This window comes from Nonomuraea sp. NPDC049655, assembly GCF_044465465.1.
Taxonomy (GTDB): domain Bacteria; phylum Actinomycetota; class Actinomycetes; order Streptosporangiales; family Streptosporangiaceae; genus Nonomuraea.
The window spans coordinates 196765-223585 of the sequence record NZ_JBITLS010000002.1; the positions used below are offsets into that span (position 1 = coordinate 196765).

The window sequence follows — 26821 nt, forward strand, 5'->3', positions numbered from 1 at the left end:
CGCGGATCGATCGGCGGGCTGACCCCGCCGGAGGTCAGCCGGAGCGGGCGCGCCGGCAGCGGTCCAGCTCGGCGCGCAGGTCGCGGCGGAGCGCCCGGTCCAGGCCCGGCTGGGCGAGCGCGTCGGTGAAGTCGCGGGCCGCCTCCTCCCAGCGGCCGAGCCGGGCCAGCGCGGTGCCCCGGTTGTAGCGCGGCTCGGGCGCGGGCGACAGGGCCACCGCCCGGTCCAGGTCGGCCACGGCGGCGGTCACCTCACCGCGTTCGAAGCGGACGGCGGCGCGATTGGTCCACGCCTCGACCAGCGTCTCGTCGCCCTCCAGAGCCTGGGTGAACAGGTCCTCGGCCGGTTCGCCGCGCTCGGAGCGGATCAGGCCGAGCGTGCACAGCAGCGCGGGGTCCTTGGGGGCCAGTTCGAGGCCGGCCAGCGCGTCCCGTTCGGCGGCGTCGAGCGCGCCGCGCTCCAGGTGGGCGTTGACCAGGGCGATCCGGGCGTCCAGGTGGCCGGGGTCGATGGCGAGCGCGTGCTCCAGGTCCTCGCGGGCCCGGTCGTCGCGGCCGCGTTCCAGGTGCAGCACGGCGCGGTTGTAGTAGGCCTCGGGCAGGTGCGGTCCCAGGCTGATGGCGGTGCCGTAGTCCTTGATCGCGGCTTGCACGCGACCGGCCACCCGGTGCAGGGCGGCCCGGTCCACGTAGTACTCGCTGTTGTCCGGGTCGTGGGCGATCACGCTGTCCAGGTCGGCCAGGGCCCGCTCCGGGTCGCCGAGCGCCAGGTGCACCTGGGCGCGGTTGTGCCGCAGGCGGGCCAGGTGCTGCGGGTGCTCGCCCGGCGCGAGCACCGCGGTCAGCCTGGCCAGCCCGTCGTCGACCAGCCGCAGCGCCCGGTCGGGCGCGCCCGCCTTGGCGTCCAGCAACGCCAGGCCCTGCTCGTAGAAGACGGTGGAGATCACCTGGTGACGCGGGTCGTCCAGGCTCTGCGCCAGGTCGAGCGCCTGTTCCAGCCAGTGCCGGGCCTGCGCGGGGTCCTGGCGGGCGGCCGGGAGGTGGCGGGCGTACAACATGGCGGTGGCGTACGCGGCGGACATGTTGATCTTCGGGTCGCCGGTGGCGGCGCGGGCCTCGTCGTAGAGATCGAGCGCCTCCTCGGCGCGCTCCAGCGCCGCCAGCGCGGTGGCCAGGCCGGTGGTGCAGGCCCACCATTGCCGCAGGTCGCCGTCCGGGGTGACGAGGGCGCGTCCGTGGGCGGCGACGCGGGCCGCGTGGTGGTAGAAGCCGCGGGCCAGGCCGTCGCCGAGGGCGGCGCGGACGGCGTCCGGGGCCGTGGGGAGCGGCGGCGGCTCAGCGGGACCGTCGGGACGCGGGTCCAGGCGCAGCGGGGTGGCGGCGGTCCGCGGGACCAGGACGTCCAGCAGCTCGGCGGTGGTCTCGTCGGCGTTCGCGACGTGGTCGAAGGTGACGGTGACCGGGCGGCGGAGGGCGCCGGCCCAGGCGGCGGCGAACTCGGCGGCGCCGTACGCCAGGCAGGCGGTGCGGCGGGCGGGGTGGAACCTGATCGGCTCCTCCTCGGCGGCCGGCCGCGCCGTGCGGTCGAGCCAGGGGGCGATCGCGTACAGCTCGACCCGATGGCGGGCGGCCAGGCGAGGACGGTCGGCGGCGATCGTGGCGAGGAATCCGGCTACCCCGGCGTAGGGCCCGTGGCCGCGATGGCAGTCGTAGCGGTTCACGGCCGCACCGGGAACCGCAGGGGCGGGCACCCGAGAGCGCCCGCCGTCTCGGCACCTACCAGCACCACTCGATCCAGAGCCGGCGGGCCCCGGCCATCAGGCGCTGCGTGCTCTTGCGGCGGATGGTCATCTTCTTCATGGGCGCCTCCCAGGGGGGTGATCCATTTCAGGATGCCCAGAGCATAAACCGGCTTGTCCGAAATGAGTAGACCATCCGGAATTAAAGATGATCTGGCCTCAGGATCGGCGGAAGGCGGCACGGAGATCTTGTCGGTGGCGCGATCTATCGTCCCGGCCATGACTTCAGCGACGCAGGCGTACACGTACGCCGCGCCCTCCTCGCTCATCGACGGTCGCCTCGGGCTCGCGACCTCCGGCGGCCGTGCCCTGTCCGGCCCCGCCGTGGCCCCCCGCTTCTTCAGCGGCGTGGTGACCCAGGCCGCCCCCGCCGCGGCGGCCCTGCTCGGCGTCGCCGACGTGGCGCTGGCCCGCTACCACCAACCGCAGGAGCGACCCGGCTGGGTGCGCGACCCGGTGGTGACGTGCAACGGCGACCGCCTGCGCTTCGAGTCGTTCTCCGCCTGCGGCGGCGTGTACGCCCGGCTCGACCTGCTGCAGGGCGCGCTCGACGGCGAGGTCTTCGACCGGGGCACCACCAACGTCGACGTGAACGCCCCGCTGCGGGAGGCGCTGGCGCGCATCGGCGCGCGCGACCCGCTGCACCTGGGAGTGGGCCTCGACGAGCTGGTCGTGACCACGACGGACGGCGCGGTGGTGGAGAAGAAGGTGCCGCTGCCCGAGCGCTGGCTGCGCGGGTTCGCCGAGGTGCAGGTCATCGCCTCGGGCATGGACCAGCGCGGCGAGCTGGCCGGCATGGCGGCGGTGCGCTTCCTGCGCGGGCTGCCCAGGAAGGGCACGGTGTGGGTGGCCCAGGTGGGGCGCGACCTGAAGGTCTCCGACCGCCCGGCCGCCGGATCCGTCCAGCTCGCCGGCCCCAACCGGCTCGCCACCCTGCTGCCGCTGCTCCGCTTCGCCAAGGCCCTGCGGGTGTACGGCCCGTCCGACGCCGCCTCCAGCGCCTGGGAGCTGGAGCTGCCGGGCATGCGCTACACGCTCACCCTGTCGCCCGAGCGCTGGCGCGGCTTCTCCGGCGAGGGCGCGGTGCTCGACGACCTGGCCACCGACGAGGCCGAGAACGACGCCGACGTGGTCGGCATGCTGCTCAACTTCGAGCCCGAGGTCGAGATCGGCCTGCTGGCCGACCGCGCGGGCATCTCCGCCGACCGGGTGCGGGCCGCGCTGACGCAGCTCGGCGTCGCCGGCCGGGTCGGCTACGACCTGGCCGAGGCCGCCCACTTCCACCGCGAGCTGCCCTACGACAAGGACAACGTGACCGTGCTCAACCCGCGGCTGGCCAAGGCGCGCAGCCTCGTCGAGGCGGGCGCCGTGCGGCTCGACGGCGAGTCGGCCACCGTCCGCACCGCGGGCGGCACGCGTCAGGTCTCGCTGGCCGACGGCTCCTGCACGTGCGAGTGGTGGTGGGACCACCGCGGCTCCCGCGGCCCGTGCAAGCACGTGCTGGCCGCCCGGATCGTCGCCCGCGCCGCCGTGGAGGTCTCCCGATGACCACCTGGACGGAGATCCGCGACCTCGTCGTCCGCAACGAGTCCGGCCGCCTGGCCGACCGGCTGGTCACGCTGACCGAGCAGGAGCGCGCCGAGCTGGCCGGGCAGCTGCCCGGCCTGGTCAAGGAGCTGCGCCGGGTCCGCACCGAGCAGGTGCGCGCCGAGTACCCCGACGACTTCGGGGGGATGGCCTCCTGGGAGGTCGAGAAGCTGTTCACCGGCATCGCCAGGGCGCTGCTGGTGGCCGGCGTCGGGCTCATCACCGGCCCGGCCGCCGCTGTGACGTGGATGACCGGCCGCGCCGTCAACCGCCGCTGGGGGCCGTCCATCAGGGTCGACCAGGTGTGCCGGGTGGCGGCCGCCCGTCCGCCGGAATGGCGCCGGGACGTCGCGGTCCGGCTGGCCCGGCGGGTGCGCCGTCCCGCCGACCGCATCGCGCCGCTGGCCCTGGAGCTGCTGCGCCAGTCCGGCGCGGTGCCGCCCGACCACGACCCGCTGGTGGCCGCCTGGCTGTTCCAGCCGACCGTGCCCGACGACCCGCTGGCCCCCGTGCTGCTGCCCCGGATCTTCGACGCCGACGGCGCCGGCCGCGTCCTGCGGGAGGAGTCGCTGCAGCCCCGGCCCTCCCGCTGGCTGGCCGCCGTCGCCCGCGAGATCCCCAGGGAGCAGGCCCTCGACGGTTGCGTGAGCCGGTTCCTGCGCGGCGGCGAGCAGCAGGACCTGCGGTTCTTCGTCCGGCTGCACACGCTGCTCGACCCCACGCCGGCGGAGTCGGCTGCCCGCCTGCGCGACTACCTGCGGTTGTTGCCGTCCGCGCCGGGCATGGTCGCCGAGTCGGCCGCCGCGCGGGTGCGCGCCGCGATGCCGCTCGACCACGCCGACCTGGTCGAGGCGGTCGACGCGCTCACCTTCCGGGCCGAGGCCAAGCTCGCCGCCACCGGGCTGCGCTGGCTCGACCAGGCGATCCGGGCCACGCCGGAGACCGCCGCCGACTTCGTCGCCGCGCTGACCACGGCGTACGCGCACACGTCCTTCGAGGTGCGCAACCGCGCGGTCGAGCTGACCCTCAAACACGCCGGCCTGCTCACCGACCACGCCGAGGCGATCCTCGACGCCGTCCGCGACCTGCCCGCCGACCTGGGCGCGAAGCTGGCCGGGCGGTTCGGCGGGAAGACCCCGGTCGAGGAGCTGCTGGAGCCCAAGGAGTTCCCGCCGCTGCCCGAGCCCGCGCAGGCGCTGCCCTTCCCCGAGCCGTCGATCTTCCCCGGCGGGCACGAGCCCTGGATCGACGAGGAGCGCTGGCTGGCGGCCTTCGTCACCGGCGTCGCCGACGACCGGGCGGAGCTGCGCCGCAGGCTCGCCCCCCACGTCGAGCAGGCACACGTCGAGCAGGTCCACGTCGAGGAGGTCCACGTCGCGCAGGCCCACGTCGAGCAGGCACACGGCCGCCGGAGGCTCAAGGACGTGTGCCTCGATCCCGGCGAATGGCGGGCGGCGCTGGCCGCGGAGCTCGTCACGCCCGGCAGCGTGCCGGAGCTCCCGCCGATCCAGCCGGAGAGGTTCTGGGAGCGCGCCGCCCACTCCGTGGGAGTGCGCGTCATCCCCCGCGGGCAGGAGCCCGGCCAGGAGCCGCCGACCGGGCCGATCATGGTGGGCGGCGGCCGCCGGCCCGGCCGCTTCCTCGACGACGACGCCCCGCTGCGGGCCTTCTCCATCACCTGGACCAGCGACGAAGGTCCCGCCAAGGCGCTGGTCCGCGAGGGCGACCAGGAGATCCCCTTCGCCGGCGGCCGGATCCGGCTGAACGAACCCGATGATCGCCCGGTGCGCAAGAGGCCCGGCGTCCTGTACGACGACTCCGTGGAGGCCATGCCGTACCACCTCCTCGACCGCGCCTACGACGAGATGACCGCGCTCGGCGTGGACCCGGCCCGGATCGCGGCGATGCGACTGGGGGAACCGGTGCCCCCGCCGGGCCCGGACGAGCCGCTCGCGCGGGTGACCGTCGTGTTCGTCCCGCCGCGGCGGCGTTCGTACCTGCCCGAGGCGCTGTCCGAGCAGGACGAGTGGCGGCGGCGCAACCGCCTGCCCCGCACCGGTCGGGTCGCCCCGCTCCACGACTTCCTGCTGCACCGCTACGCCGAGCTCGCCGCGGCCCTCCGCGCGGACGCCCTCCCGCCGGTGCTGCTGGCCACCCCGACCTGGACGAGCGGCCACCTCGACCCCGACGTGCTGGTCGGCCGGCTGGAGACGTGCGCCGCCGCCGGGGTGGAACCGCTCCCCGCCGACCTGGCGCAGGCGCTGCTGCGGCTGCCGCGGGGCCGCCATCCGGCGGCGGCCGAGCGGGCCGCCAAGGTCGAGTCGGAGGCGGCGCGGTCGGCCGCCCGCTGGCTCGCCGGTGACGGCATGGCCGACCCCGAGTGCGGCCACGGGTGGCGGCACATGGTCCACGCGTCCATGGTCGAGTTCGGCGACGGCGACCCGGAGCACTTCACCGAGGTCAGGCTGCGGCCCGTGCTGCGGGTGACGGCCCCGACCGGCCATCGGCTGATCGACGAGGTGGTGCTGCGGGAGCCGTCCGACCGGGCGGGCAGCGAGTCCGGCCACACTCTGGGGGCGTGGCCCGCCGTTCTGCCCTCCCACCGCGAGGTCGTGGCCGTCAACTTCCTGCCCTACCTGTTGCAGGGCCACTGGGGCGTCTGGCGGGCTCCGGCGGAGATCATCGGCCTGGAGCTCGCCCAGGGGCCGATGGGTGAGTCCACGTCGCTGATCCTCGCCTTCCTCCTGGCCGGCGGCGTGCCCGGCATGATCCCGCTGGTCCTGCGCATGGCCGCCAGGGGCGAACTGCCCGCCGAGGAGATGGGCCGTCAGCTCGCGCTGGTGCTGCGCCGCACCTGGCAGGAGACCACCTCCGCCGTCGCGGCCCTGACCCGGCTGGCCGAGGCCGGCGGCCACCACGAGGTGTGGCGCGTCATGCGGGCCCTGCTGCCCGTGATGTCGCCCGGCGAGGGGCGGCGCGTCACCGTGAGCCACACCCGGCTCGTCGCCCTCGCCACCGACGTGGCCCTCTGGACCGGCGCGCGCGGGGAGATCCCGGTCGTCGCCGAGTTCGCGGGCGGCCGCCGGACGACCCGCTTCGTCCACGCCTGCCGCCGCCTGCACGCCCAGCTCACCGGAGCCACGTCATGACCGCCGATGACGTCCGCGCCGAGATCAGGCGCCTCGTGCTCGCCCGCGACACCGAGCGGCTGGCCGCACGGTTGCCGGACCTCACCGGCGCCGAGCGGGCCGCCGTCGCCGCCGAGCTGCCGGGCCTGCTCGACGAGCTGCGCCCGCGACTGCTGGCCGCCCGCTGGAACGCCTTCGACCAGCTCACCAGTCACTCCGAGGCGCTGATGATGGTAGGCGCGGCGACCGTTCCCGGCCCGGCCGGCGCGGCCACCTGGCTGATGAAGCGCGACCTCGACCCGGGAACGTCCGGCGCGCCGAGCCCGCACCGGCTGGTCAGGGCGGTCTCCGGCCGCCCGGCGGCCTGGCGGGCCGATCTGGCGGTCCGGCTCGCGCGCCGCGTCCGCCGTCCCGACGACCGGGTCGTGCCGCTGGCGCTGGCGCTGCTGCGCGACGGCCCGGTTCCCCCGCCCGACCACGAGCCGCTGGTGGCGGCCTGGTTGTCGGCGGCGACCGTGGCCGACGACCCGCTGACGCCCCACCTGCTTCCGCGGATCTTCGAGGCGGCCGGCGCGGGCCGGGCGCTGGCCGACGAGCAGCTCACCCCCGAGCCGTCCCACTGGCTGGCCCTGACCGGCCGCGCGCTGCCGCGCGAGCAGGTCATCGCGGGCTGCGTGCGCCGTTTCCTGCTCGGCGGCGACGCGCGTGACCTGCGCTTCTTCGTCCGGCTGCACACGCTGGTGGCGCCCACGCCGGCGGAGTCGGCCGGACGGCTGCGCGACTACCTGCGGCTGCTGGCCACCGCGCCGGGCCCGGTGGCCGAGCTGGCCTGGCGGCAGGCGCGCGCGGCCCGGCTCGACCCGGCGGACGTCGCCGAGGCCGTCGAGTCGATGACCTTCCGCCCGGAGGCCGGGCTCGCGGTGAAGGGCCTGACCTGGCTCGACCGTGACCTCGGCCCTCACCCGGAACGGGTGAACGACCACGTCAGGGCGCTGACCCACGCGTACGGGCACGCCTCCCACGAGGTGCGCGATCGCGCGGTGGCCCTCACCCTCAAGTACGCCGGGCACGTCACCGACCCCACAGCGCTCCTGGAGGGGGCCGAACTGCTGCCCCCGGCCTCGGCGCGGCGGCTCCACGAGCGCTTCGGCGAGGGCCGGACCGGCGACTTCACCCCCGGCCGGCTGCCCGAGGCCACCGTGCCCGGCCCGTTCCCGGTCCGCGGCCCGGAGGCCGGCCCGCCGGCGGAGGCAGGCTGGATCGCCGTCGAGGCGTGGCTGGCGGCGGTCGTGCGGGAGGCCCACGCGGATCCCGGCCCCCTGCGCGAGACGCTGGCCCGGCGGTTCGGCGAGGAGCTGCGGCCGGTGCTCTACGACATGCCGGTGTGGGAGTCGCCGCGCGACTGGTGCACCGCGCTGGCCAGGGAGCTGGTCAACCCGGGCGAGGATCCGGGGCCGCCCGGCTCGCGTCCGCCGCGGGAGTGGCCGCCGTACCGGAGCACGCCCGGCGACGTCGGGCAGGCCCTGTACGACGGCATGGTGAACCTCGCGGCCACGGCCTTCCGGCTGCTCCCCGGCCTGCGCACGATGCTCCCGCTGCACGACCTGCCCGACGACGTGCAGGAGGAGCTGCTGCGGACGGACGACGTCGAGACCGATCTCTACGACCCCGGCGCCCGACCGGCGCCCGCCGAGTGGTGCCGCCTCCCCCGCCCGGAGGGACGCGCCGGCCTCTATGCCTTCCTGCTGTCCCGCCTCGACGAGCTGCTGCGCGCCGCGAAGGCCGGAGCCCTGCCCCCGATCCTGCTGGCCACGCCCACCCGCGCCGACGGCCACCTCGACCCCGAGACCCTGCTCACCCGCCTGGCCGGGTGGGCGCGCTCCGGCCGCGAACCGCTGCCGTTCGACCTGGCACAGGCCCTGCTGCGGCTGCCGCCCGATCCGGCCCCCGAACTGGCCGAACGGGCGCGGGGCATCGGCTCGGAGGCGGCCGCCGCGGTGGCCCGCCGGCTCGGGCGCGGCGCGCCCCCGCCGCCGCGGGTCGAGGTGACCTGGACCCCCGACCTCGGCTCGGCGCCCCACGAGCAGGTCCCCGACCGGCGCGGGATCGCCGCCGTGAGCTGGCCGCCTGCCGAGCCCACCGGCCTCGCCCGCGTCGACGCCCTGCTGGCCGCGCCCGCCGGGAGAGGCTTCTCCCGGCGCGGGTCACGTGACTTCTGGACGGGCATGACGCCCCACCACCGGGAGCTCGCGGCGGCTCATCTGGCGCTCTGCCTGCTCGACTACTCGGTCCCGCCCGGCGTCGACGACCTGCGCGGCCTGGCGCTGGCCGGAGGGGAGTCCGGTCCGGCCACGGCCCTGGTCCTGGCCTTCGTGCTCACCGCGGAGGGCGACGACGCGGTGCCCCCGCTGCTCGAACTGGCGGCCAAGGGCGCGCTGCCCGCCGCCGAGACGGGCCGTGCGCTGGGCATGCTGAGCCGCCGCGGCGGCGTGGGGCCCGACCTCGCCCTGCCGTCACTGGAGCTGGCCGCCCGGCAGGGCGCGCACACCGAGGTGTGGACGATCCTGCGCCACTTCCTGGCCGTCTTCCTCCCGCGCGGGGGCGAGCGGGCCCGGCGTGCGCACACCGACGCCGTCGTGCTGGCCACGGACGTCGCCATGTGGGCCGGGGCGCGCGGCGAGATCCCGGAGGTGGCGGCCCACGCGGGCAGACGCGGCTCGACCGCGCTCACCCGCGCCTGCCGTGGCCTGAACCAGGCGCTGACCCAGGAGCCCTGAATCGGCACTGAACGGCCCTGAACCGGCCCGGCGCCGCTCCCGCCGACCAAGCCCGAACCGGCGGCGGGATCAGCGCCGGGCATGCCGAAGCGGCGCCGGGGTCGGCCCGGCGCCGCTTCGGTGGTCTCGACGGCTCAGCCGGCCACCAGCTCGTAGCCCGCCTCTTCGACGACGTCCCTGATCTTCGTGTCGTCGAGGGCGTCGGTCGAGGTGACGGTCACCTGCCCCGTGGCCAGCTCGACGTCGACCGAGGAGACCCCGGCGACCTTGCCGATCTCGGTCTTGACGGTGCCCGCGCAGCCGCCGCAGGTCATTCCGGACACCGTGTAGGTCTTCGTGCTCATCGCCTCGCTCCTCTCGTTATACCCCGGCCGGGTATGTCGGAAGAGAACGTACGCCCGATCTTGCGTAAAGGCAAGCCATACACCGGAGGGGTATGTGAGACGCGCGTCACATTGCCTCACCTATACCCCCTCCCGGTATCGTTGCCTCGCATGAGAACCCTTGACAAGATCGTCGTGGTCGGCGCCTCGCTGGCGGGGCTGCGCGCCGTCCAGACCCTGCGCCGGGAGGGCTTCGACGGCGAGCTCACGCTGGTCGGTGCCGAGGCGCACCTGCCGTACAACCGGCCGCCGCTGTCCAAGAGCGTCCTGCGCGGCGACGAGGACGTCACGCTCCCCGGCGCCGAAGAGCTCGGCGACGACTGGCTGCGCGGCAGGCAGGCGGTGCGCCTGGACGCCGGCAACCGCACGGTCGTCCTCGACGACGGCGCCGAGCTCGGCTACGACGGCCTGGTCGTCGCGAGCGGCGCCCGTCCCAGGCGGCTCGACGGCGTGCACACCCTGCGCACCCTTGAGGACGCCCTGGCCCTACGCGCCGAGCTGGACTCCGGCCACGAGCACGTGCTGGTCATCGGCGGCGGGTTCATCGGCGGCGAGGTGGCGACCACGGCCAGGCAGCTCGGCCGCAAGGTCACCCTGGTCGACTCCGGCCCGCACCCCATGCACGCGGGCCTCGGCGCGCAGGCGGCGCGCTGGCTGGCCGGGCACCACGAGCGCAACGGCGTCGAACTCGTCACCGGTGTGCGCGTCACCGAGGTGACCGGCGGCCAGGTGCGGCTCGGCGACGGCCGCGTGCTGTCCGCCGACCTGGTCGTGGGCGGCATGGGCGTGACGCCCAACACCGAATGGCTGGACGGCAGCGGCCTGGCCGTGGACGACGGCGTGCTGTGCGAGCCGACGCTGTACGCCACCGGCTCGGTGAACGTCGTCGCGGCGGGCGACGTGGCCCGCTGGCCGCACCGCCTGTACGGCGACGCCCTGATCCGCGTCGAGCACTGGTCCAACGCCAACGAGCAGGGCGCGGTGGCCGCCCGCAACCTGCTGGCCGGGCCCGACGACGCGCAGCCGTTCGCGGACGTGCCCAACTTCGCCACCCACGTGCACGGCGCCCGCATCCAGACGGCCGGCCTGCCCCACCTGGCCGACGAGGCGCGCGTCGTCGCCGGCGACCCGGAGGAGGACCGCTTCGCCGTGGCCTTCGCCCGCGACGGCGTGCTGGTCGGCGCGGTCGCCGTCAACGCGCCGAAGGACCTGATCAGGCTCAAGCGGTCCATCGCCGCGGGCGAGGCGATCTGACTACGACCGCGGGTAGCATGACCGGCATGATGCGTGGCCTTGGCGAGCTCGAATCCACGATCATGGACTGGATGTGGGCCAGGCGGCGTCCCGCCTCGGTCCGCGACGTCTTCGAAGACCTCAAGCAGCGGCGGACCATCGCCTACACCACGGTGATGACCGTGATGGACAAGCTGCACACCAAGGGCATGCTCCGGCGCGAGGCCGTCGGCCGCGCCTACGTCTACGAACCGGTCGCCTCCAAGGAGGCGTACACCGCCGACCTGATGCGCCGCGCGCTCGCGGGCAGCGGCAACCAGGCCGCCACCCTCGTGCACTTCCTCGAACGGCTCACCCCCGAGGAGGCCGCGGCGCTGGAGGCGGCCCTTCAGGTCTACCCGCACCGGGGCCGTCCCGCATGATCGCCGCCGTCGTCCTGGCCTGTTACACGGTGGCGGCGGCCGTCTGGCCGCCCGTGCTGGGGCAGCGGGCCGCCAAGTGGTCCGACCGGGCGCCGCGGCTGGCGATCGCGCTGTGGCAGGCGGGGGCGGCGTCCGTGGTCGCCTCGGCGGTGCTCGCCGCGCTGGCCTTCGCCGTGCCGGCCGAGATCGTGGGCCACGGGCTGGCGGGGTTGTTCGAGGCGTGCGCCGACATGCTCGGCGACGGCTCCAGTGTGTCCCGGATGGGGTTCGCGGCCATGCTGGCGGCCGGCGCGGTGCTGTCCAGGGTGCTCTGGTGCGGCGTGACGGTGCTGGTGCGGGCCGCCGTGGAACGTCGCCGGCACGCCGCCATGTTGCGGCTGCTCGGGCGGCGCGACGCCGAGCTGGGCGTGGTGGTGATCGACTACGACGAGCGGCTGGCGTACTGCGTGCCGGGCCGGCGCGCTCAGACGGTCATCACCACGAGCGCGCTGCGGGCCCTGACGCCGGAGCAGATCGCCGCCGTGCTGGCGCACGAGCGGGCGCACCTGCGCGGCCGTCATCATCTGGTGCTGGCCGGGGCCGAGGCCCTGGTCCGGGCGTTCCCCAGAGTGCCGCTGTTCGAGCGGGCCAGGACCGAGATCGCGCGGCTGGTCGAGCTGCTCGCCGACGACGTCGCGGCCCGCCGCCACCCGCGCGCCCAGATCGCCGCGGCGCTGGTCAGCCTGGCCACCGGGCGCGCGCCCGCGTTCACGCTCGGGGCGGGCGGGGAGACGGCGCTCAGCCGCGTACGCCGGCTGCTCGGCCCCGAGCAGCCGCTCGGCCGCCGCGAACGGCTGACCGGGCTGCTGGCGGTCAGCGCGCTGCTCGGCGGGCCGGCGGCGGTGGCGCTGGCGCCGGGGGTCGGCTCGTTCCTGGCCCACCACTGCCACTCGCTGCTGTCGCTCTGACGTACTACTGCCCCTAGTAGCCAGGTGGCCGGACGGGGTCAGACGACGCCCCAGCGCGCCCAGTGCCGCACGGCCGCCGCGACCAGTTGCACCGCCATGGCCGCGGCCAGCAGCCCCATCCCCGGGCGACCAGGTTGAGCCCGTTGTCCTTGATGCCGTTGTCCTTGATGCCGTTGTCCTTGATGCCGGCCGCCACCAGCACGGAGACCCTGGCCGTACGGCGGCGGCCCGCCGGGTCCTGGCTCCTGGTAAGGGGTGAGGAAGATCGGGATGGCCGCCAGCGGGTCGAAGATGACCAGCAGCGTGACGAAAGCCTGGACGAACAGCGACATCACCTGCTCCACGGGTACGGAGGGGTTCCCGGCGGTCAGCGCGCGGGGCCGGGCCGGATCTCCGTGGAGCGGCAGGGCACGGTCCGGCGCAGCCACACCGCGCCGCCGTGCTCCCGCCTGCTCATGCCCGCCCGAACGGGGGCGGCGGCCGGGCTGTTCCCGAGGCGTCCGGATGGCGTCGGACTGCTCGGGTCTACTATGCAGAATAGTAGGCCAGCCATCCGAGCCGAGCTGGTCCCGGACCTGCCTCTTCGCCCCCATGCCGCTGACAGGAGGCTTACCTCCCTCTTTACCGGCATACCCCATACCCCTAAAATCGGTCACCCCACCTAAGGAGTATCACCATGGACCATAGTGGACATCACCCTCCCTCCTCCTCGTCGGAGCACCAGCACGCCGCTCCGCCCGCCGCCACGTGGGCCATGGCCGCCCAGGCGACCCTGCACTGCCTGACCGGATGCGCGATCGGCGAAGTGCTCGGCATGGTGATCGGCACCGCGCTCGGCCTGTCCAACCTCGCCACCGTGATCCTCTCGGTGGCGCTGGCCTTCGTGTTCGGCTACGCGCTGACCATGCGCGGCGTCCTGCGTGCCGGGGTGGACTTCAAGTCGGCGCTGAAGGTGGCACTGGCGGCCGACACCATCTCGATCGCGGTGATGGAGGTGCTGGACAACACCGTGATGGTGACCGTGCCGGGCGCCATGGACGCCGGGCTGGGCAACTGGCTGTTCTGGGTGGCGCTGGCCGGGTCGCTGCTGGTGGCGTTCCTGCTGACGACGCCGGTGAACAAGTGGCTGATCTCCCGCGGCAAGGGTCACGCCGTGATCCACCAGTACCACCAGGGCCACGGCGGCCACCAAGGTCACGACGACCACGGGGGCCATCAGGGACACGAGGGCCATCACGGCCACCAGGGCCACCAGGGCCACCAGGGCCACTGACAGGACACCACCCCAGGCACGACACGAGCCGACCCGCCCGCCGTCCGCGATCGCCGACGGATCCCGGACGAGAGGCGGGCCCGCTCACAGACACCCGCCCCGCCCCCATGACGGCCCCTCTCCGACCGCACAGGCCGGCCCCACACAGGCCAGCTTCGACGCCGCCCCCGGAGATCGCGGCAACCCCGACATGAGGCCCGGCTCACCGCCCCGACCGGGCATTTCCCTGGCGCCATCGCGGACCCATCCACCGCCGATCCAGGAGGGCACAGCAACCCCGGCATACCCCGCCTCACAGCCACGAGCGGGCATTTCCCGCGCCGCCACTGGCTCCCCCCGACACCGCGCCAAAAGCGCGTGGCGATCCCCCGACGCGACGCCACCTGCGACGCGTCAACCCGCAGACCCATCTGCCCGGGCATGCCAAGCCCGCATACCCCCTGCCCCTGACGCGCCCGCATACCCAGTCCCGCATACCCCCGGCCCCCTGGCGCACCCCGCATACCCCTCCTCTGCACACCCCGGTCCGCCGACCCGTTCCGCATACCCCGCCCCCGCACCCCCAAGCCCCTGGCGCGCTCCGCATACCCCTGGCATACGGGGGGCCACGATGTGTGGGCTGGAGTGCGGGGGCCGGAGTGCGGGGGCCGGAGTGCGGGGGCCGGAGTGCGGGGGCCGGAGTGCGGGGGCCGGAGTGCGGGGGCCGGAATGCGGGGGCCGGAATGCGGGGGCCGGAATGCGGGGGCCGGAATGCGGGGGCCGGAATGCGGGGGCCGGAATGCGGGGGCCGGAATGCGGGGGGTATATGGCTGCGAGGGGGAGGCATGGAGGCGCGGCCCGGCCCGCGCACCCGGCCCCCTCGCGTGCCGCATACCCCCGCCCGGCACATCGCCCGGCCCACCCCCATCCCACCGCCCTCCGACGCATCCCGCACGCCCTCGCCCCGGCACGTCCCGCACACCCAGCCCCGTGCATGTGTCACTTGCGCGTCCCTGCCCCGTGACGCGTCACCCCCCGACGCCTCGCCATAGGCCGTCGGAGCTGCGGGAATGCTGTCGTCGCACGGTCGTCCTCAGGCATTGCCGGCGCACGTGGGCCCGCCGTCAGGCAGTGCCGCCCGGACGGTCTCCGGCGTGCGGACTTGACAGATACCCCCCCGGTGTATGTATGTTCATCGCCAGATACCCCCTACCGGTATTTTCGAGGAACCCCAAAGACCCGCCCGCATCCCCACCGGGGTACGGCGTAGCGCTGGAGAATGCTCATGTCCGCACCATCCCCCCGGCGATGGACCGCCCTGGCCCTGATCGCCACGGCCCAGTTCATCGTCATCATGGACACGTCGATCATCGGCGTGGCCCTCCCCCGCATCCAGGAAGACCTCGGCTTCTCGCAGGAGAACCTGTCGTGGGTCTTCAACGCCTACGTCGTCGCCTTCGGCGGGCTCCTGCTGCTCGGCGGCCGGCTCTCGGACCTGTTCGGCGCACGCAAGCTGTTCGGCGCCGGCTGGCTCATCCTGCTCGCCGGCTCGCTCGTCGCCGGCATCGCCCCCGAGGTGTGGGTCGAGCTCACCGGACGTGCCGTCCAGGGCGTCGGCGCGGCCCTGATCGCCCCGTCCGCGCTGACCCTGCTGATGATGCTGTTCGGCCACGACCCCAAGGAGCTCACCAAGGCCCTCGCCCTGTACGGCGCGGCCGCCCCGGCGGGCGGCACCGCGGGCGTGTTCCTCGGCGGCGTCATCACCGAGTACCTGAGCTGGCCCTGGGTCTTCTACATCAACATCCCGATCGCGCTCGTCGCGCTCTTCGCCACCCGCCCGCTGATGCCCGCCGGCCAGTCCCAGCGCGGCTCCATCGACGTCCTCGGCGCGCTGACCGTCACCGCCGGGCTGGGCGCGGCCGTCTACGCCGTCGTCCGGGCGCCCGAGGTCGGCTGGGGCTCCGCCCAGACCTGGGGCGTGCTGGCCGCCGCGATCGCGCTGCTCATCGCCTTCCTCGCCATCCAGGCCCGCCGCCGCGAGCCGCTGATGAGGCTGTCGATCTTCCGTACGCCGAACCTCGCCGCCGCCAACCTGACCCAGCTCCTGCTCGGCGGGGCCTGGATCCCGATGTGGTTCTTCCTCAACCTCTACCTGCAGCAGGTCCTCGGCTACAGCGCCTTCCCCAGCGGCGCGGCCCTGGTGCCGATGACCGTCCTCATCATGCTCGGCATGATCGTCCTGGCGCCGCGCGCCATCAACCGGTTCGGGCCCAAGGCCGTCACGGTGGCGGGCCTGGTCCTGCTCGCGGTCGGGATGGGCTGGCTGTCGCTGATCAGCCCCGAGGGCAGCTTCGCGGTCGACGTCCTGCCCGCCAGCCTGGTGGCCGCGCTCGGCATGTCGCTGGCCTTCATCCCCTCGCTCGGCACCGCCATCTCCTCAGCCCGTCCCGAGGAGGGCGGCCTGGCCTCCGGCATCGTCAACACCAGCTACCAGGTCGGCTCGGCCCTCGGGCTGGCCGCCATGACGGCCGTCGCCGCCGCCAACGGCGCCGCCCAGCTCGGGAACCTGCCCGCGCTGACCGACGGCTTCTCCTCGGCCTTCGTGGGAGCCGCCGGGATCGCGGTCGCCGGCGCCCTGATCGCCGCGCTGACGCTCCGCTCGCGGGGCGCCGCGCCCGCCGAGGCCGCCGACACCGCCGAGACCACCGCCGCCACCCGCGGCTGACCTCGACGCTCACAGCTCCGAAGGAGATCCCCATGTCCATCCTCATCGCCTACGACGGTTCACCCGACGCCCGCCACGCCGTCGAGGAGGCCGCCCGGCTGTTCCCCGGCGCGTCCGCGGTGGTGCTGTACGCCCGTCAGCCCCTGGAGAGCCTCGCCGCCCACCTCGAAGGGCATCCCGCCCTGGAGGACCTGCGGGACATCGACGCCAGGACCATGGACGCCTCGGAACGGCTGGCCGCCGAGGGCGCCGACCTCGCCCGTTCCCTCGGGCTGCGGGCCGAGCCGCGGGTCGCCTCGGTCCCGGAGGAGGTCGTCGCCGCCGCCATCGTCGACGCCGCCGAGGAGGTCGACGCCTCGCTGATCGTCCTGGGCTCGCGCGGCCGGCAGGGGCTGCGGGCGCTGCTGTCGGGCAGCACGTCCACCCATGTCATGCACGCCACCGCGCGCCCCACGCTGATCGTCCCGTCCAAGCCGCTGGCCGACGCCCGTCGCGCCGCCGAGCACCGCGCGGCCCGCTGAGGTCGCCGAGAGACGCCCGGCTCCCATCGGAGCCGGGCGTTTCGGCGTTCCGGTGAACGCGCCGGACCTGGCGTGCGTATCCCCCCACGAGCCGGAATGACGGCCTGTTACGCCGGATAGTACGGACGAAATGCCAACAAGCAGGGCGACCTTCGGTACTATTCCGCCTCAGGCATGGAGGCGTACGAGGAGGCATCGTAGTGGTCGTGGCGACGAGGCTGGGGCGAGCGGCAGTGGCCGTGACACTTGCGGCGGTCGCGGCGGTCTCCATCCCGGGCGTCGCCTCGGCCGATCCGTCGCCCGCCAAGGCCAAGGCCAGGCTGGTGAAGCTGAACGAGCGGGCCGACGAGGTGGTCGAGCAGTACAACCAGGCGACCGAGGCGCACAAGAAGGCCAAGCAGAAGTACGACGCGCTCAACGCCGAGGTCGCGCGCAAGAACGCCCAGGCGGACGGGTTACGCAGAGACCTCGTCTCGGCGGTGGTCAGCGACTACCAGTCGGGCCCGCTCACGACCTGGGGCCGCTTCGTCGCCGACGGCACCCCCGACGAGGTGCTGAGCGGCATGGCCGCCCTGGAGCAGATCTCCCGGGCCAGAGCGGCGAAACTGGCGGCGTTCCAGGCGACCACCAAGGACCTGCGCGCCCGGCGCGACGAGGCCCGGACCGTCCTGGCCGAGGCCGACGCGGCGCGCGACAAGGTGCGGGCGGAGAAGGCGAAGGTCGACAAGCTGGTCAAGGCGCAGACGAAGCTCCTGCGCAGGCTGGGCGCCTTCCGGGCGGGCGATCCGAACAGCGCCGGCATCAGGTACACCGGCTCGGCCTCCGGAAACGCCCGCCTGGCGTTGCAGTTCGCCTTCGCCCAGGTCGGCAAGCCCTACCAGTACGGCGCCGAGGGCCCGAGCTCCTACGACTGCTCCGGCCTCACCCAGGCCGCCTGGCGCACCGCGGGCGTCGAGCTGCCCCGCACCACCTGGACGCAATGGGCCTGGGGCGCGAGCAGACGCGTCTCGCTCGACGCGTTGCAGCCCGGCGACCTGCTCTTCAGCAAGGGGCTCGGCCACATGGGCATGTACGCCGGCAACGGGAAGATGGTCCACGCGCCCCAGACCGGTGACGTCGTCAAGGTGGTCGACCTCGACGACTACTGGCGCACCCGGCTGCTCGGCGCGGTCCGCCCCTGACCGGCGACGGCCGCCGTCAGCGCGTCGGCGGCGGGCCCGGCGAGCGGGGTGAGCAGGGGTGTGCTCCGGCTGTGCACGGGCCGGGTACGCGAAAGGGGCTCCGGGCGTCGTGCCCGGAGCCCTCTTCACTTGAGGCCGTTGCTCACTTGAAGCGGCGCAGCCGGAGGCTGTTGCTGACCACGAACACGCTGGAGAAGGCCATCGCGGCCCCCGCGATCATCGGGTTGAGCAGGCCGAGCGCGGCCAGCGGCAGGGCGGCCACGTTGTAGGCGAAGGCCCAGAACAGGTTGCCCTTGATGGTGCCGAGCGTCCGGCGGGAGAGCCTGATCGCGTCGGCGGCCACCCGCAGGTCACCGCGGACCAGGGTCAGGTCGGACGCCTCGATGGCGGCGTCCGTGCCGGTGCCCATGGCCAGGCCCAGGTCGGCCTGGGCGAGCGCGGCCGCGTCGTTGACGCCGTCGCCGACCATCGCCACGACCTTGCCCTCGCCCTGGAGCTCCTTGACGACGTCGACCTTGTCGGCGGGCAGCACCTCGGCGATCACCTCGTCGATGCCGACCTCGGCGGCCACCGTCCTCGCCACGGCCTCGTTGTCGCCGGTCAGCAGGACCGGGGTGAGACCGAGCGCCCGGAGCTGCTGGATGGCCTCCTTGCTGGTGGGCTTGATCACGTCGGCGACCACCAGCACCGCGCGGGCCTTGCCGTCCCAGCCGACCGCGACGGCGGTCCGGCCGCCCGCCTGGGCGGCGTGCAGAGCGCGTTCCAGGTCGGATGGCAGATGCTGGGACCACTCCTCCAGCAGCCTCGGCCGGCCCACCAGGACCGCGTGCCCCTCGACGACGCCCTGAACGCCGAGGCCCTCGACGTTCGCGAAGTCCTCGGGGGTGGGCAGGTCGCCGACGCGGGCGGCGGCGCCCTTGGCGATGGCCTGGGCGATCGGGTGCTCGGAGGCGTGCTCCAGAGCGCCCGCCAGGCGCAGCACCTCGGCCTCGTCCTCGCCGTCGGCCAGGTGCACGCCGGTGAGCGTCATCCGGCCCTCGGTGACGGTGCCCGTCTTGTCGAGCACCACCGTGTCGATGCGGCGGGTGGACTCCAGCACTTCGGGGCCCTTGATCAGGATGCCGAGCTGCGCGCCCCGGCCGGTGCCGACCAGCAACGCCGTCGGGGTGGCCAGGCCGAGCGCGCACGGGCAGGCGATGATCAGCACGGCCACCGCGGCGGTGAAGGCCGCGCCGACGCCGTCGCCGGTGCCGAGCCAGAAGCCCAGCGTGCCGAGAGCCAGCGCGATCACGATCGGGACGAAGATGCCCGACACGCGGTCGGCCAGCCGCTGCACCTGCGCCTTGCCCGTCTGGGCGTCCTCGACCAGCTTGGCCATCTGGGCGAGCTGCGTGTCGGCCCCGACCCGGGTGGCGCGGACGACCAGCCGGCCGCCCGCGTTCACGGTGGCGCCGGTGACCGTGTCGCCCGGACGCACCTCGACGGGCACCGACTCACCGGTCAGCATCGAGGCGTCGACCGCCGAGGTGCCCTCCTCGATCACGCCGTCGGTCGCGATCTTCTCGCCGGGCCGCACGACGAACCGGTCGCCCACGGCCAGCCGGTCGCTGGGGATGCGGGTCTCCACGCCGTCGCGCAGCACCGCGACGTCCTTGGCGCCCAGTTCCAGCAGGGCGCGCAGGGCGGCGCCCGCCCGGCGCTTGGAGCGGGCCTCGAAGTAGCGGCCGGCCAGGATGAACGCGGTCACCCCCGCCGCGGCCTCCAGGTAGATGTTGCCCGACCCGTCGGTGCGCTCGATCGTGAACGCGAAGGGGTGGGTCATGCCCGGGGTGCCGGCCGTGCCGAAGAACAGCGCCCACAGCGACCAGCCGAGCGCGGCGATGGTGCCGACCGAGATCAGCGTGTCCATCGTGGCCGCGCCGTGGCGCAGGTTCGTCCAGGCGGCCTTGTGGAACGGCCAGCCGGCGTAGACGACGACCGGCGCGGTGAGCACCAGCGACATCCACTGCCAGTTCGTGAACTGCAACGGCGGGATCATCGCCATCGCGATCACCGGCACCGCCAGCACCACCGAGGTGATCAACCGGCTGCGCAGCGGACGCAGCTCGTCCTCCGGCTCCCGCTCGCCCGGCTCGCCCTCGGTCCGGGGCGGCGCGGGCAGCGCGGCGGTGTAGCCGGCCGCCTCCACCTGGGCGATCAGCTGCTGCGGATCGACGCCTTCGGGGAAGGTGACCTTCGCCTTCTCGGTGGCGTAGTTGACCGTGGCGGTCACGCCGTCCATCTTGTTGAGCTTGCGCTCGATGCGGTTGGCGCACGAGGCGCAGGTCATGCCGCCGATCGAGAGTTCGACCGCGTTCTGCCGGTCATCGGTGACAGAGGTCATCACCGTTCCCCTTTCCCAGTGGCTTTTCTCAGTGGCTGTGGTTGCCGTGCCCGGCGGGCGTCGCCGACGCGTCGGGGCTGGCGGGAGTGGCGGGCCGCGGCCCGGCCGCGAGCGTGAAGTCGGCGGTACGGACCTCGCCCTCGTGCTGGAAGTCCAGGAACAGGCGGTAGTCGCCGCCGCTCGGCACCTCGGCGTAGAAGACGATCTCGGGGCCCGGCTGCGTCTTGCCGTCGCCCGGCTCGCCGTCGGGGTGGACGTGCAGGTAGGCCAGGTCACGACCGCGCAGGGCGACCAGGTGGCCGAAGGCGCCGAGGTAGGGCTGCAGGTCGGTGACCGGCTTGCCGTCCTTGCTGACCTTGAGGGTGAGCTTGCCGGCCTGGCCGGGCGTCAGGTCGCCGTCGAGGGTGACCTCGTAGCCGTCGACCTTGGAGACGCGGCCGGTCTCCGGCAGCGGCTTGGGCTGGTAGTCGCCCGCCACGGCCAGGTCGGCGCCCAGCGTCAGGGCCGCGCCGCCGGTCGGCGCGAAGTCGGCGAAGGCCCGGTAGCCGCCCGCCTCGGGGAAGGTGACCTTGACCGACCAGATGCCGTCGGCCGACATCTCCGGATGGACGTGCTGGAAGCTGCCCAGGTCGCGGGAGACCACGATGAAGTGCAGCTTCTTGTCGTGCTGGACCTGGTAGTCGGTGACTGGGCGGCCGTCGGGGCCGGTCACGGAGAAACGGAAGTCCGCGGGCTCGCCGGGCTTGAGCGACGTGGTGAGCGGGTTGAGGGTGTAGCCGTTCTCGGACACTTGGAGCCCCCCGGGGGTATCGTTCTTCTTCGTCGTCGTCTGCTGGGCTGTGTGCTGGTTGTGGCCCGCGCTCTGCGCGGTCTCCGCGGGGGTCGTCATGGCGCTGTGGTCGGCGGCGGGAGCGGCCCCGACCGGGCCCACGACCTTGCCGGCGCCCAGGGCCCCGCCGAAGACGACGGCCAGCCCCAGGGCGTAGGAGCCGAGCTTGGCTGCGGTGTTCACGACTGGTTCGCCACCTCGTACCCGGCCTCCTCGACGGCGGCGACGATCTTCGCCGCGTCGATCGGGCTGTCACTCTCGACGGTCAGCAGGCCGGAGGCCAGATCGACCTCGACGCCGGTCACCCCGGCGACCTCGCCGACCTCCTCCTTGACCGAACTGACGCAGTGGCCGCAGGTCATGCCCTTGACGGTGTAGGTGGTGGTGCTCATATCGGTCTCTCCTTCAATCCGGTCAGGAACGAACAAGTCTGGCGATGGCGTCGGAGGCTTCCTTGACCTTGGCCTCGGCCTCCGGGCCGCCCTTCGCGGTGGCCTCGGCGACGCAGTGGGCCAGGTGGTCCTCCAGCAACGACAGGGAGAACGACTTCAAGGCGCTGGTCGCGGCCGACACCTGGGTGAGGATGTCGATGCAGTACTTGTCGTCCTCGACCATCCGCTGCAGGCCGCGGACCTGCCCCTCGATGCGGCGCAACCGCATCCCTTGGTCCTGCTTGCCACTGCCGTGTCCAGCCATGTCAGCCCTCCTTCGGCTCATTGCCGTTGAAGACACTATACCCCCCTATGGTATCCAGAAGGCAAGTGGCGGCCCCTGCCGACGAGATCCGGTGGCCGGGTGAAAGGCTGAAGGCATGTTCCCGGAGACTCCCGCCGCCGCCGCGGCGCTGTCGGTGGCCGGTCGTCACTGCTCGCCCGCGCTGCTCAACCACTGCGTCCGCGCCTACCTGTGGGGAGCGATGTACGGCGCGGCCCACGGCATCGCCTTCGACGACGAGCTCTACTACGTCTCGGCGCTGCTCCACGACATGGGGCTGACCGAGCCCTTCGACAGCCACCGGCTGCCGTTCGAGGAGGCGGGCGGGCAGCTCGCCTGGGTGTTCGGCACGGCGGCCGGCTGGCCGGCCGAGCGCGCCGAGCGGGCCGCCGAGATCATCAGGCTGCACATGCGCGCCGACGTGTCCGCCGCCGACGACCCGGAGTCCCACCTGCTGCAGGTCGCCACGAGCTGGGACGTGGTCGGGCGGCGGCCCGAGGAGTTCGCGCCGGACGCGCGGGCGGAGCTGCTCGCCCGCTATCCCAGGCTGGGCTTCGGCCCCGAGTTCCTGGCCTGCTTCGAGGACCAGGCCAGGCGCAAGCCGGACAGCGCCGCCGCGGCGTCGGTCCGCAACGACGTCGCGGGGCGGATCGCCGCCAACCCGCTGGACGGCGGCTGACCCGAGCCCCGGCGACTGATCCCGGTCCCGGCGGCTGACCCGAGCCCCGGCGACGCCGCAGGTCAGGAACCGGGCCGCAACGAGTTCCGGTACGGCGTCATGAACCGCGTCCGCGGCATCTGGTCGGCCAGCACGCCGCCGTCCACGACCAGGGTGGAGCCGGTGACGTAGCGGGCCGACTCCGAGGCCAGGTACGCCACCGCGCCGGCCACGTCGTCCGGCCTGCCGTACCCGCCGCGCAGCGGGATGCGCTCCTCCCACGCCGCCTCGAAGGCCGCGCGGTCGAAGGGGAAGTCGCCGTCGATCGGGGTGGCGATCATGCCGGGCGCCACGGCGTTGACGGTGATGCCATGGGCGCCCAGCTCGGCGGCGAGCGAGCGGGTGATCAGCTCCAGGGCGCCCTTGGAGGCGTTGTAGTGGGCCAGCCCGGCTTCGGCCATGAGGCCGTTCTTGGAGGAGACGTTGACGATCCGCCCCCGCACGCCGTCGGCGATCATGTGCTCGGCCACCCGCTGCGCCAGGAAGAACGGCGCGTCGCAGTTGACCCGCATGACGGCCTGCCAGCCGGCCACGGTGATCTCGTTGAAGTGTTCGAGCCGGGCCACCCCGGCGTTGTTGACCAGGACGTGGATCGGCCCGTGGTCGCGGCGGACCGCGTCGGCCAGCCCGGCCAGGCCCTCGGTGTCGGCCAGGTCGAAGTCGTAGGCGCAGCCCGCGCCCGGCCGGTCGACGGTGATCACCCGGTAGCCGTCGGCCGTCAGGCGCGCGGCGATGGCCTGGCCGAGGCCCCTGGCGGCCCCGGTGACCACGGCCAGTTCGGTCATGACAGCCCCAGCAGGTCGAGCGACGGGCGGTGGATCAGCTTCTCGATCTCCTCCCGGTCCAGGGGCGGCAGACCGGGGATGCCGGGGACCGCGCCCACCGCGCGCAGCCCCGCCACCGAGGCGTCCACCGTGGTGAAGGGGTAGTCGCTGCCGAACAGCAGCTTGCCCCACACCCCGTAGTCCTGGGCCAGGCGCAGGCTGTGCCAGAGCTGGAAGGGGCGGTAGTGCAGGGCGGAGACGTCGGCGTAGACGTGGCGGTGCTTGCGGATCACCGCGATGCACTCGCCCTCGTACGGGTGGCCGAGGTGGGCCAGGACCATGCGCAGCTCGGGATGCCTGATGGCGACCTCGTCCAGGTGCACCGGCAGCGCGTAGCGCAGGGGCGCGGCCGAGACGAACGTGGTCCCGGTGTGCACCAGCAGCGGCAGGCCGTGGCGGGCGGCGTAGGCGTACAGGTCGTCCAGCTCGGGCGCGGCCGGGTCGAAACCGGCGTACATCGGCATGAGCTTGATGCCGCGCAGCCCCAGGTCGCGGTGGCCGTGTTCCAGCTCGTCGCGCCAGCCGGGCTGGGTGGGGTCGAGCGACAGGTAGCCGATGAGCCGGTCGGGGTGCTCGCCGGCGTAGGCGGCCACGGCGGCGTCGTCCACCCACAGGCCCGACCGCCTGGCCTTGCCGCCCACCACGACGGTACGGGTGCCGGCGGGCGAGGTGGCGGCGTAGTCCGCCCAGCGCACGGTCAGGTCGACGTGACCGCCGTGCGCGCGGGCGGACTCGGCCGCGAACGGGTCGCCGACGTCGTCCGGGCAGCTGAACAGGTGGGAGTGGACGTCAACGATCACGCTTCTCCCAGCCCTCCTTGAACATGTTCCAGAACCGGTGGGACGGCGGGTGCTCGGCGAAGACCTCGTCGGCCAGCTCGACGCCGAGGCCGGGCCGCTCCGGCAGGCCGACGTGCCCGTCGACCACCGGCAGCACGCCCTTCAGCGCGTCGAAGACGTACGGCTCCAGCATGCCGTCGAACGTCTCCAGGACCAGCAGGTTCGGCATGCCGAGCACGGCGTGCACGGAGGCCGTGGTGCACAGCGGGGAGTTGGAGTTGTGCGGGGCGACGAGCATGGCGTGCACGTCGGCCTGCGCGGCCAGCTTCCTGATCTCGGTGAACCCGCCGGCCATCGACAGGTCGGGCTGGATGATGTCGACCGCGCCGGTGGCGAACAGCCGGGCGTACTCGTAGCGGTTGTGGAAGTGCTCGCCGCCGGAGATGGGCATGGCGGCGCGGGCGCGCAGCTCGGCGTAGCGCTCGATGTGCGTCCACGGCAGCGGCTCCTCGAACCAGCCGAGGTCGAACGGCTCCAGCTCGCGCACGAGCCGGACGGCGGTCGGCATCGCGAACCGGGCGTGCCCCTCGACGAACAGGTCGAGGTCGGGCACGGCCTCGCGGACCGCCGCGACGATGTCCACCGAGAGCCGCAGCTCGGCCCGGGACAACTCGCCCAGCCCGGCGCCGAACGGGTCGAACTTCAGCCCGGTGTAGCCGCGGGCGGCGACCTCCTTGGCCTTGGCCGCGAACACCTGCGGGTCGCGTTCGCCGGTGTACCAGCCGTTGGCGTAGACCCGCACCCGGTCGCGGCAGGCGCCACCGGTCAGCCGGTAGACGGGCACGCCCAGCGCCTTGCCCATGATGTCGTGGAGCGCCTGGTCGACGCCGGAGACGACGATGCCGCCGACGTCGCCGCCGCGCAGGAAGTCGCCCTGGTACATCCGCAGCCAGATCTCCTCGACGTCGAAGGGATCGGCACCGATCAGGTGGCGCTGGGCCATGGCCTCGGTCAGCGAGCAGGTCTCCCGGCCCCGGTAGGGGTGGGTGATCTCGCCGATGCCGCTCAGCCCTTCGTCGGTGTGGATGCGCACGTAGGAGAAGTCGCGCCAGGCGGTGCCCAGCGAGAGGGTCTCGACGCGGCTGATCCGGCCGGCGGGGCCGGCCGGGCGGCTGGTGTCAACGGTGAGCATCGGCGCCGCCCATGGTGCTGACGTCGGTCAGGTCGAGCACGTCGCCGCGGGCGAGCCTGGCCGCGGTGGCGGCCGCCTCCAGCAGGTGGTCGGCGTCGGCGTCGGTGTGGGCGTAGGAGACGTGGCTGCGCTTGAGGTTCAGTGGCAGCTCGAAGACGCCGTGCTCCAGCAGCCGGCGGCGGTACCCGATGAACATGTTGGCATCATTGCGCAGCAGGTCGTCGTAGGTGCGGGCGGGTCCGGTCATGAAATATCCGACGAAGACCGAGCCGTACCCGCCGACCAGCGCCGGGATGTCCAGCGAGGCGAACACCTCGGCCAGGCCGGTCCTGATCCGCTCGCCGAGGCGGAAGACGTGCTCGTGCACCGGCTCCTCGCGCAGCTTGCGCAGCGTGGCCAGGGCGGCCGCCACGACGGCGGGGTGGCCGTTGTAGGTGCCGGCGAAGAAGGCGGGGCCGCCCGGTCGCGAGCTGAACAGCTCCATGAGATCGGCGCGGCCTCCGAGCGCGCCCACCGGGTAGCCGTTCGCGATCGCCTTGCCCATGGTGGTGAGGTCGGGGGTGATCCCGCAGATCGCCTGCCAGCCGCCCAGGTGGTGGCGGAAGCCGGTGATGACCTCGTCGAAGATCAGCACGCTGCCCGCTTTGGTGCACTCGTCGCGCAGCGTCTGCAGGAACTCCTGCTCGGGCAGCAGGCAGCCGACGTTGTGCGGCACCGGCTCCAGGATGACGGCGGCGATGTCGTCGCCGTGCTCGGCGAACGCCCGGCGTACCGCCTCGGGGTCGTTGAACGGCAGGACCAGCGTGGCCTGCAGCACCTCGGGCAGGATGCCGGTCGAGATCGGGTCGTGGGTGCCGACCTTCTCCGGCGCGGAGATCACGTTGAGGCTGACCGCGTCGTGCCAGCCGTGGTAGCAACCCTGGAACTTGACCACGAGCCGGCGGCCGGTCGCGGCCCTGGCCACGCGCAGGGCGTGGAAGGTGGCCTCGCTGCCGGTGCTGGTCAGGAGCACCTTCTCCACGCTCGGCACGAGCTCTGCCAGCGTCTCGGCGAGCTCGACCTCGCCGGCCGTGACGCCCACGCCGCACAGGTCCACCGTGCGGCCGGCCTCGGCGACGGCCGCGCCGACGTCGGGGTCGTTGTGGCCGAGCAGCGGCGGGCCGAAGGCGGCGTGGTAGTCGACGAACTCCCGTCCTTGCGAGTCGCGGAAGCGGGCGCCGGCGGCATGGGTGATCACCAGGTCGGTGAGCCCCGGAATGCTGCGCTGCCCGCTGTTCACGCCGCCGGGGATGACCTGGCGTGCGCGCTCGGCTAGGTGCTTCAAATCTCTCTCCTCCGACGCGCCTCCCGGCCCGGCCCGGCCTGGGAAGCGCTGATCGTCCGCCACAAATTCCGAACAGTGTTTGGCAATACCGAACAGACGAGGGA

22 protein-coding genes are annotated in these 26821 nt (G+C 73.8%); 11 read left to right on the forward strand and 11 right to left on the reverse strand.

Annotation, left to right across the window (positions count from 1 at the left end; translation table 11 throughout):
- Nucleotides 1-34: 34 nt before the first annotated feature.
- Nucleotides 35-1720, reverse strand: a complete 1686-nt coding sequence (locus tag ACIBQ6_RS06225) for a tetratricopeptide repeat protein (RefSeq protein WP_397210485.1) — start codon at nt 1718-1720, stop codon at nt 35-37.
- Between the two features lie 297 nt (nt 1721-2017).
- Between ACIBQ6_RS06225 and ACIBQ6_RS06230 the strand changes: the two genes are divergently transcribed.
- Genes ACIBQ6_RS06230 through ACIBQ6_RS06240 form a run of 3 tightly spaced genes read left to right on the forward strand, consistent with a single transcriptional unit; the run spans nt 2018 to nt 9290 of the window.
- Nucleotides 2018-3346: an SWIM zinc finger family protein gene (locus ACIBQ6_RS06230; RefSeq protein ID WP_397210486.1), complete on the forward strand. Its 1329-nt coding sequence runs from the start codon at nt 2018-2020 to the stop codon at nt 3344-3346.
- Nucleotides 3343-6534, forward strand: a complete 3192-nt coding sequence (locus tag ACIBQ6_RS06235) for a hypothetical protein (RefSeq protein ID WP_397210487.1) — start codon at nt 3343-3345, stop codon at nt 6532-6534. Before ACIBQ6_RS06230 ends, ACIBQ6_RS06235 begins: the two co-directional genes overlap by 4 nt.
- Complete coding sequence (locus ACIBQ6_RS06240; RefSeq protein ID WP_397210488.1) at nt 6531-9290, forward strand: hypothetical protein; 2760 nt, start codon at nt 6531-6533, stop codon at nt 9288-9290. Before ACIBQ6_RS06235 ends, ACIBQ6_RS06240 begins: the two co-directional genes overlap by 4 nt.
- Before the next feature lie 134 nt (nt 9291-9424).
- Here the strand turns inward: ACIBQ6_RS06240 and ACIBQ6_RS06245 are convergent, their stop codons facing one another.
- Nucleotides 9425-9634 (reverse strand): heavy-metal-associated domain-containing protein, encoded by a 210-nt coding sequence (locus tag ACIBQ6_RS06245; protein ID WP_358301112.1) that lies wholly within the window; start codon nt 9632-9634, stop codon nt 9425-9427.
- 150 nt (nt 9635-9784) lie between these two features.
- On the opposite strand from ACIBQ6_RS06245, the gene ACIBQ6_RS06250 reads away from it, so the two are divergent.
- The 3 genes from ACIBQ6_RS06250 to ACIBQ6_RS06260 are packed head-to-tail and all read left to right on the forward strand — an operon-like array spanning nt 9785 to nt 12275.
- Nucleotides 9785-10927: an NAD(P)/FAD-dependent oxidoreductase gene (locus tag ACIBQ6_RS06250; protein WP_397210489.1), complete on the forward strand. Its 1143-nt coding sequence runs from the start codon at nt 9785-9787 to the stop codon at nt 10925-10927.
- Nucleotides 10928-10953: 26 nt separating this feature from the next.
- Nucleotides 10954-11328 carry a BlaI/MecI/CopY family transcriptional regulator gene (locus ACIBQ6_RS06255; protein WP_357972372.1) on the forward strand — a complete coding sequence of 125 codons (375 nt, stop codon included), beginning with the start codon at nt 10954-10956 and terminating at the stop codon, nt 11326-11328.
- Nucleotides 11325-12275, forward strand: a complete 951-nt coding sequence (locus ACIBQ6_RS06260; RefSeq protein ID WP_397210490.1) for a M56 family metallopeptidase — start codon at nt 11325-11327, stop codon at nt 12273-12275. Before ACIBQ6_RS06255 ends, ACIBQ6_RS06260 begins: the two co-directional genes overlap by 4 nt.
- Before the next feature lie 38 nt (nt 12276-12313).
- Here the strand turns inward: ACIBQ6_RS06260 and ACIBQ6_RS06265 are convergent, their stop codons facing one another.
- Nucleotides 12314-12607 (reverse strand): hypothetical protein, encoded by a 294-nt coding sequence (locus ACIBQ6_RS06265; protein ID WP_397210491.1) that lies wholly within the window; start codon nt 12605-12607, stop codon nt 12314-12316.
- Between the two features lie 344 nt (nt 12608-12951).
- Here ACIBQ6_RS06265 and ACIBQ6_RS06270 point away from each other — a divergent pair, with 344 nt between their 5' ends.
- The 4 genes from ACIBQ6_RS06270 to ACIBQ6_RS06285 all read left to right on the forward strand — a co-directional run bounded on the left by ACIBQ6_RS06270 (nt 12952) and on the right by ACIBQ6_RS06285 (nt 17954).
- Nucleotides 12952-13548, forward strand: coding sequence for a DUF4396 domain-containing protein (locus ACIBQ6_RS06270; RefSeq protein ID WP_397210492.1), 597 nt, complete (start codon nt 12952-12954; stop codon nt 13546-13548).
- Between the two features lie 1264 nt (nt 13549-14812).
- Nucleotides 14813-16252 carry an MFS transporter gene (locus ACIBQ6_RS06275; RefSeq protein WP_397210493.1) on the forward strand — a complete coding sequence of 480 codons (1440 nt, stop codon included), beginning with the start codon at nt 14813-14815 and terminating at the stop codon, nt 16250-16252.
- Between the two features lie 32 nt (nt 16253-16284).
- On the forward strand, nt 16285-16773 hold the full coding sequence (locus ACIBQ6_RS06280) for a universal stress protein (RefSeq protein WP_352356013.1): 489 nt from the start codon (nt 16285-16287) through the stop codon (nt 16771-16773).
- A 233-nt stretch (nt 16774-17006) separates the two neighbouring features.
- Nucleotides 17007-17954: an NlpC/P60 family protein gene (locus ACIBQ6_RS06285; RefSeq protein WP_397210494.1), complete on the forward strand. Its 948-nt coding sequence runs from the start codon at nt 17007-17009 to the stop codon at nt 17952-17954.
- A gap of 142 nt (nt 17955-18096) precedes the next feature.
- On the opposite strand, the gene ACIBQ6_RS06290 is transcribed toward ACIBQ6_RS06285, so the two are convergent.
- Genes ACIBQ6_RS06290 through ACIBQ6_RS06305 form a run of 4 tightly spaced genes read right to left on the reverse strand, consistent with a single transcriptional unit; the run spans nt 18097 to nt 21862 of the window.
- Nucleotides 18097-20337, reverse strand: coding sequence for a heavy metal translocating P-type ATPase (locus tag ACIBQ6_RS06290; protein WP_397210495.1), 2241 nt, complete (start codon nt 20335-20337; stop codon nt 18097-18099).
- A gap of 28 nt (nt 20338-20365) precedes the next feature.
- Nucleotides 20366-21349, reverse strand: a complete 984-nt coding sequence (locus ACIBQ6_RS06295) for a hypothetical protein (RefSeq protein WP_397210496.1) — start codon at nt 21347-21349, stop codon at nt 20366-20368.
- Nucleotides 21346-21558, reverse strand: a complete 213-nt coding sequence (locus tag ACIBQ6_RS06300; protein WP_358301136.1) for a copper ion binding protein — start codon at nt 21556-21558, stop codon at nt 21346-21348. The genes ACIBQ6_RS06295 and ACIBQ6_RS06300 overlap by 4 nt, the downstream gene beginning before the upstream one ends.
- A 22-nt stretch (nt 21559-21580) precedes the next feature.
- Nucleotides 21581-21862, reverse strand: coding sequence for a metal-sensitive transcriptional regulator (locus tag ACIBQ6_RS06305; protein WP_352356023.1), 282 nt, complete (start codon nt 21860-21862; stop codon nt 21581-21583).
- Nucleotides 21863-21977: 115 nt separating this feature from the next.
- On the opposite strand from ACIBQ6_RS06305, the gene ACIBQ6_RS06310 reads away from it, so the two are divergent.
- Entirely contained in the window at nt 21978-22559 is a 582-nt protein-coding gene (locus ACIBQ6_RS06310; protein WP_397210497.1) for an HD domain-containing protein, read from the forward strand.
- A 62-nt stretch (nt 22560-22621) separates the two neighbouring features.
- On the opposite strand, the gene ACIBQ6_RS06315 is transcribed toward ACIBQ6_RS06310, so the two are convergent.
- The 4 genes from ACIBQ6_RS06315 to ACIBQ6_RS06330 are packed head-to-tail and all read right to left on the reverse strand — an operon-like array spanning nt 22622 to nt 26717.
- Nucleotides 22622-23383: an SDR family oxidoreductase gene (locus ACIBQ6_RS06315; protein WP_358301143.1), complete on the reverse strand. Its 762-nt coding sequence runs from the start codon at nt 23381-23383 to the stop codon at nt 22622-22624.
- On the reverse strand, nt 23380-24222 hold the full coding sequence (locus ACIBQ6_RS06320; protein ID WP_352356029.1) for an amidohydrolase family protein: 843 nt from the start codon (nt 24220-24222) through the stop codon (nt 23380-23382). The genes ACIBQ6_RS06315 and ACIBQ6_RS06320 overlap by 4 nt, the downstream gene beginning before the upstream one ends.
- Nucleotides 24212-25393, reverse strand: a complete 1182-nt coding sequence (locus ACIBQ6_RS06325; RefSeq protein ID WP_352356031.1) for a mandelate racemase/muconate lactonizing enzyme family protein — start codon at nt 25391-25393, stop codon at nt 24212-24214. Before ACIBQ6_RS06325 ends, ACIBQ6_RS06320 begins: the two co-directional genes overlap by 11 nt.
- Nucleotides 25380-26717 (reverse strand): aspartate aminotransferase family protein, encoded by a 1338-nt coding sequence (locus tag ACIBQ6_RS06330; protein ID WP_397210498.1) that lies wholly within the window; start codon nt 26715-26717, stop codon nt 25380-25382. Before ACIBQ6_RS06330 ends, ACIBQ6_RS06325 begins: the two co-directional genes overlap by 14 nt.
- Between the last annotated feature and the right edge of the window lie 104 nt (nt 26718-26821).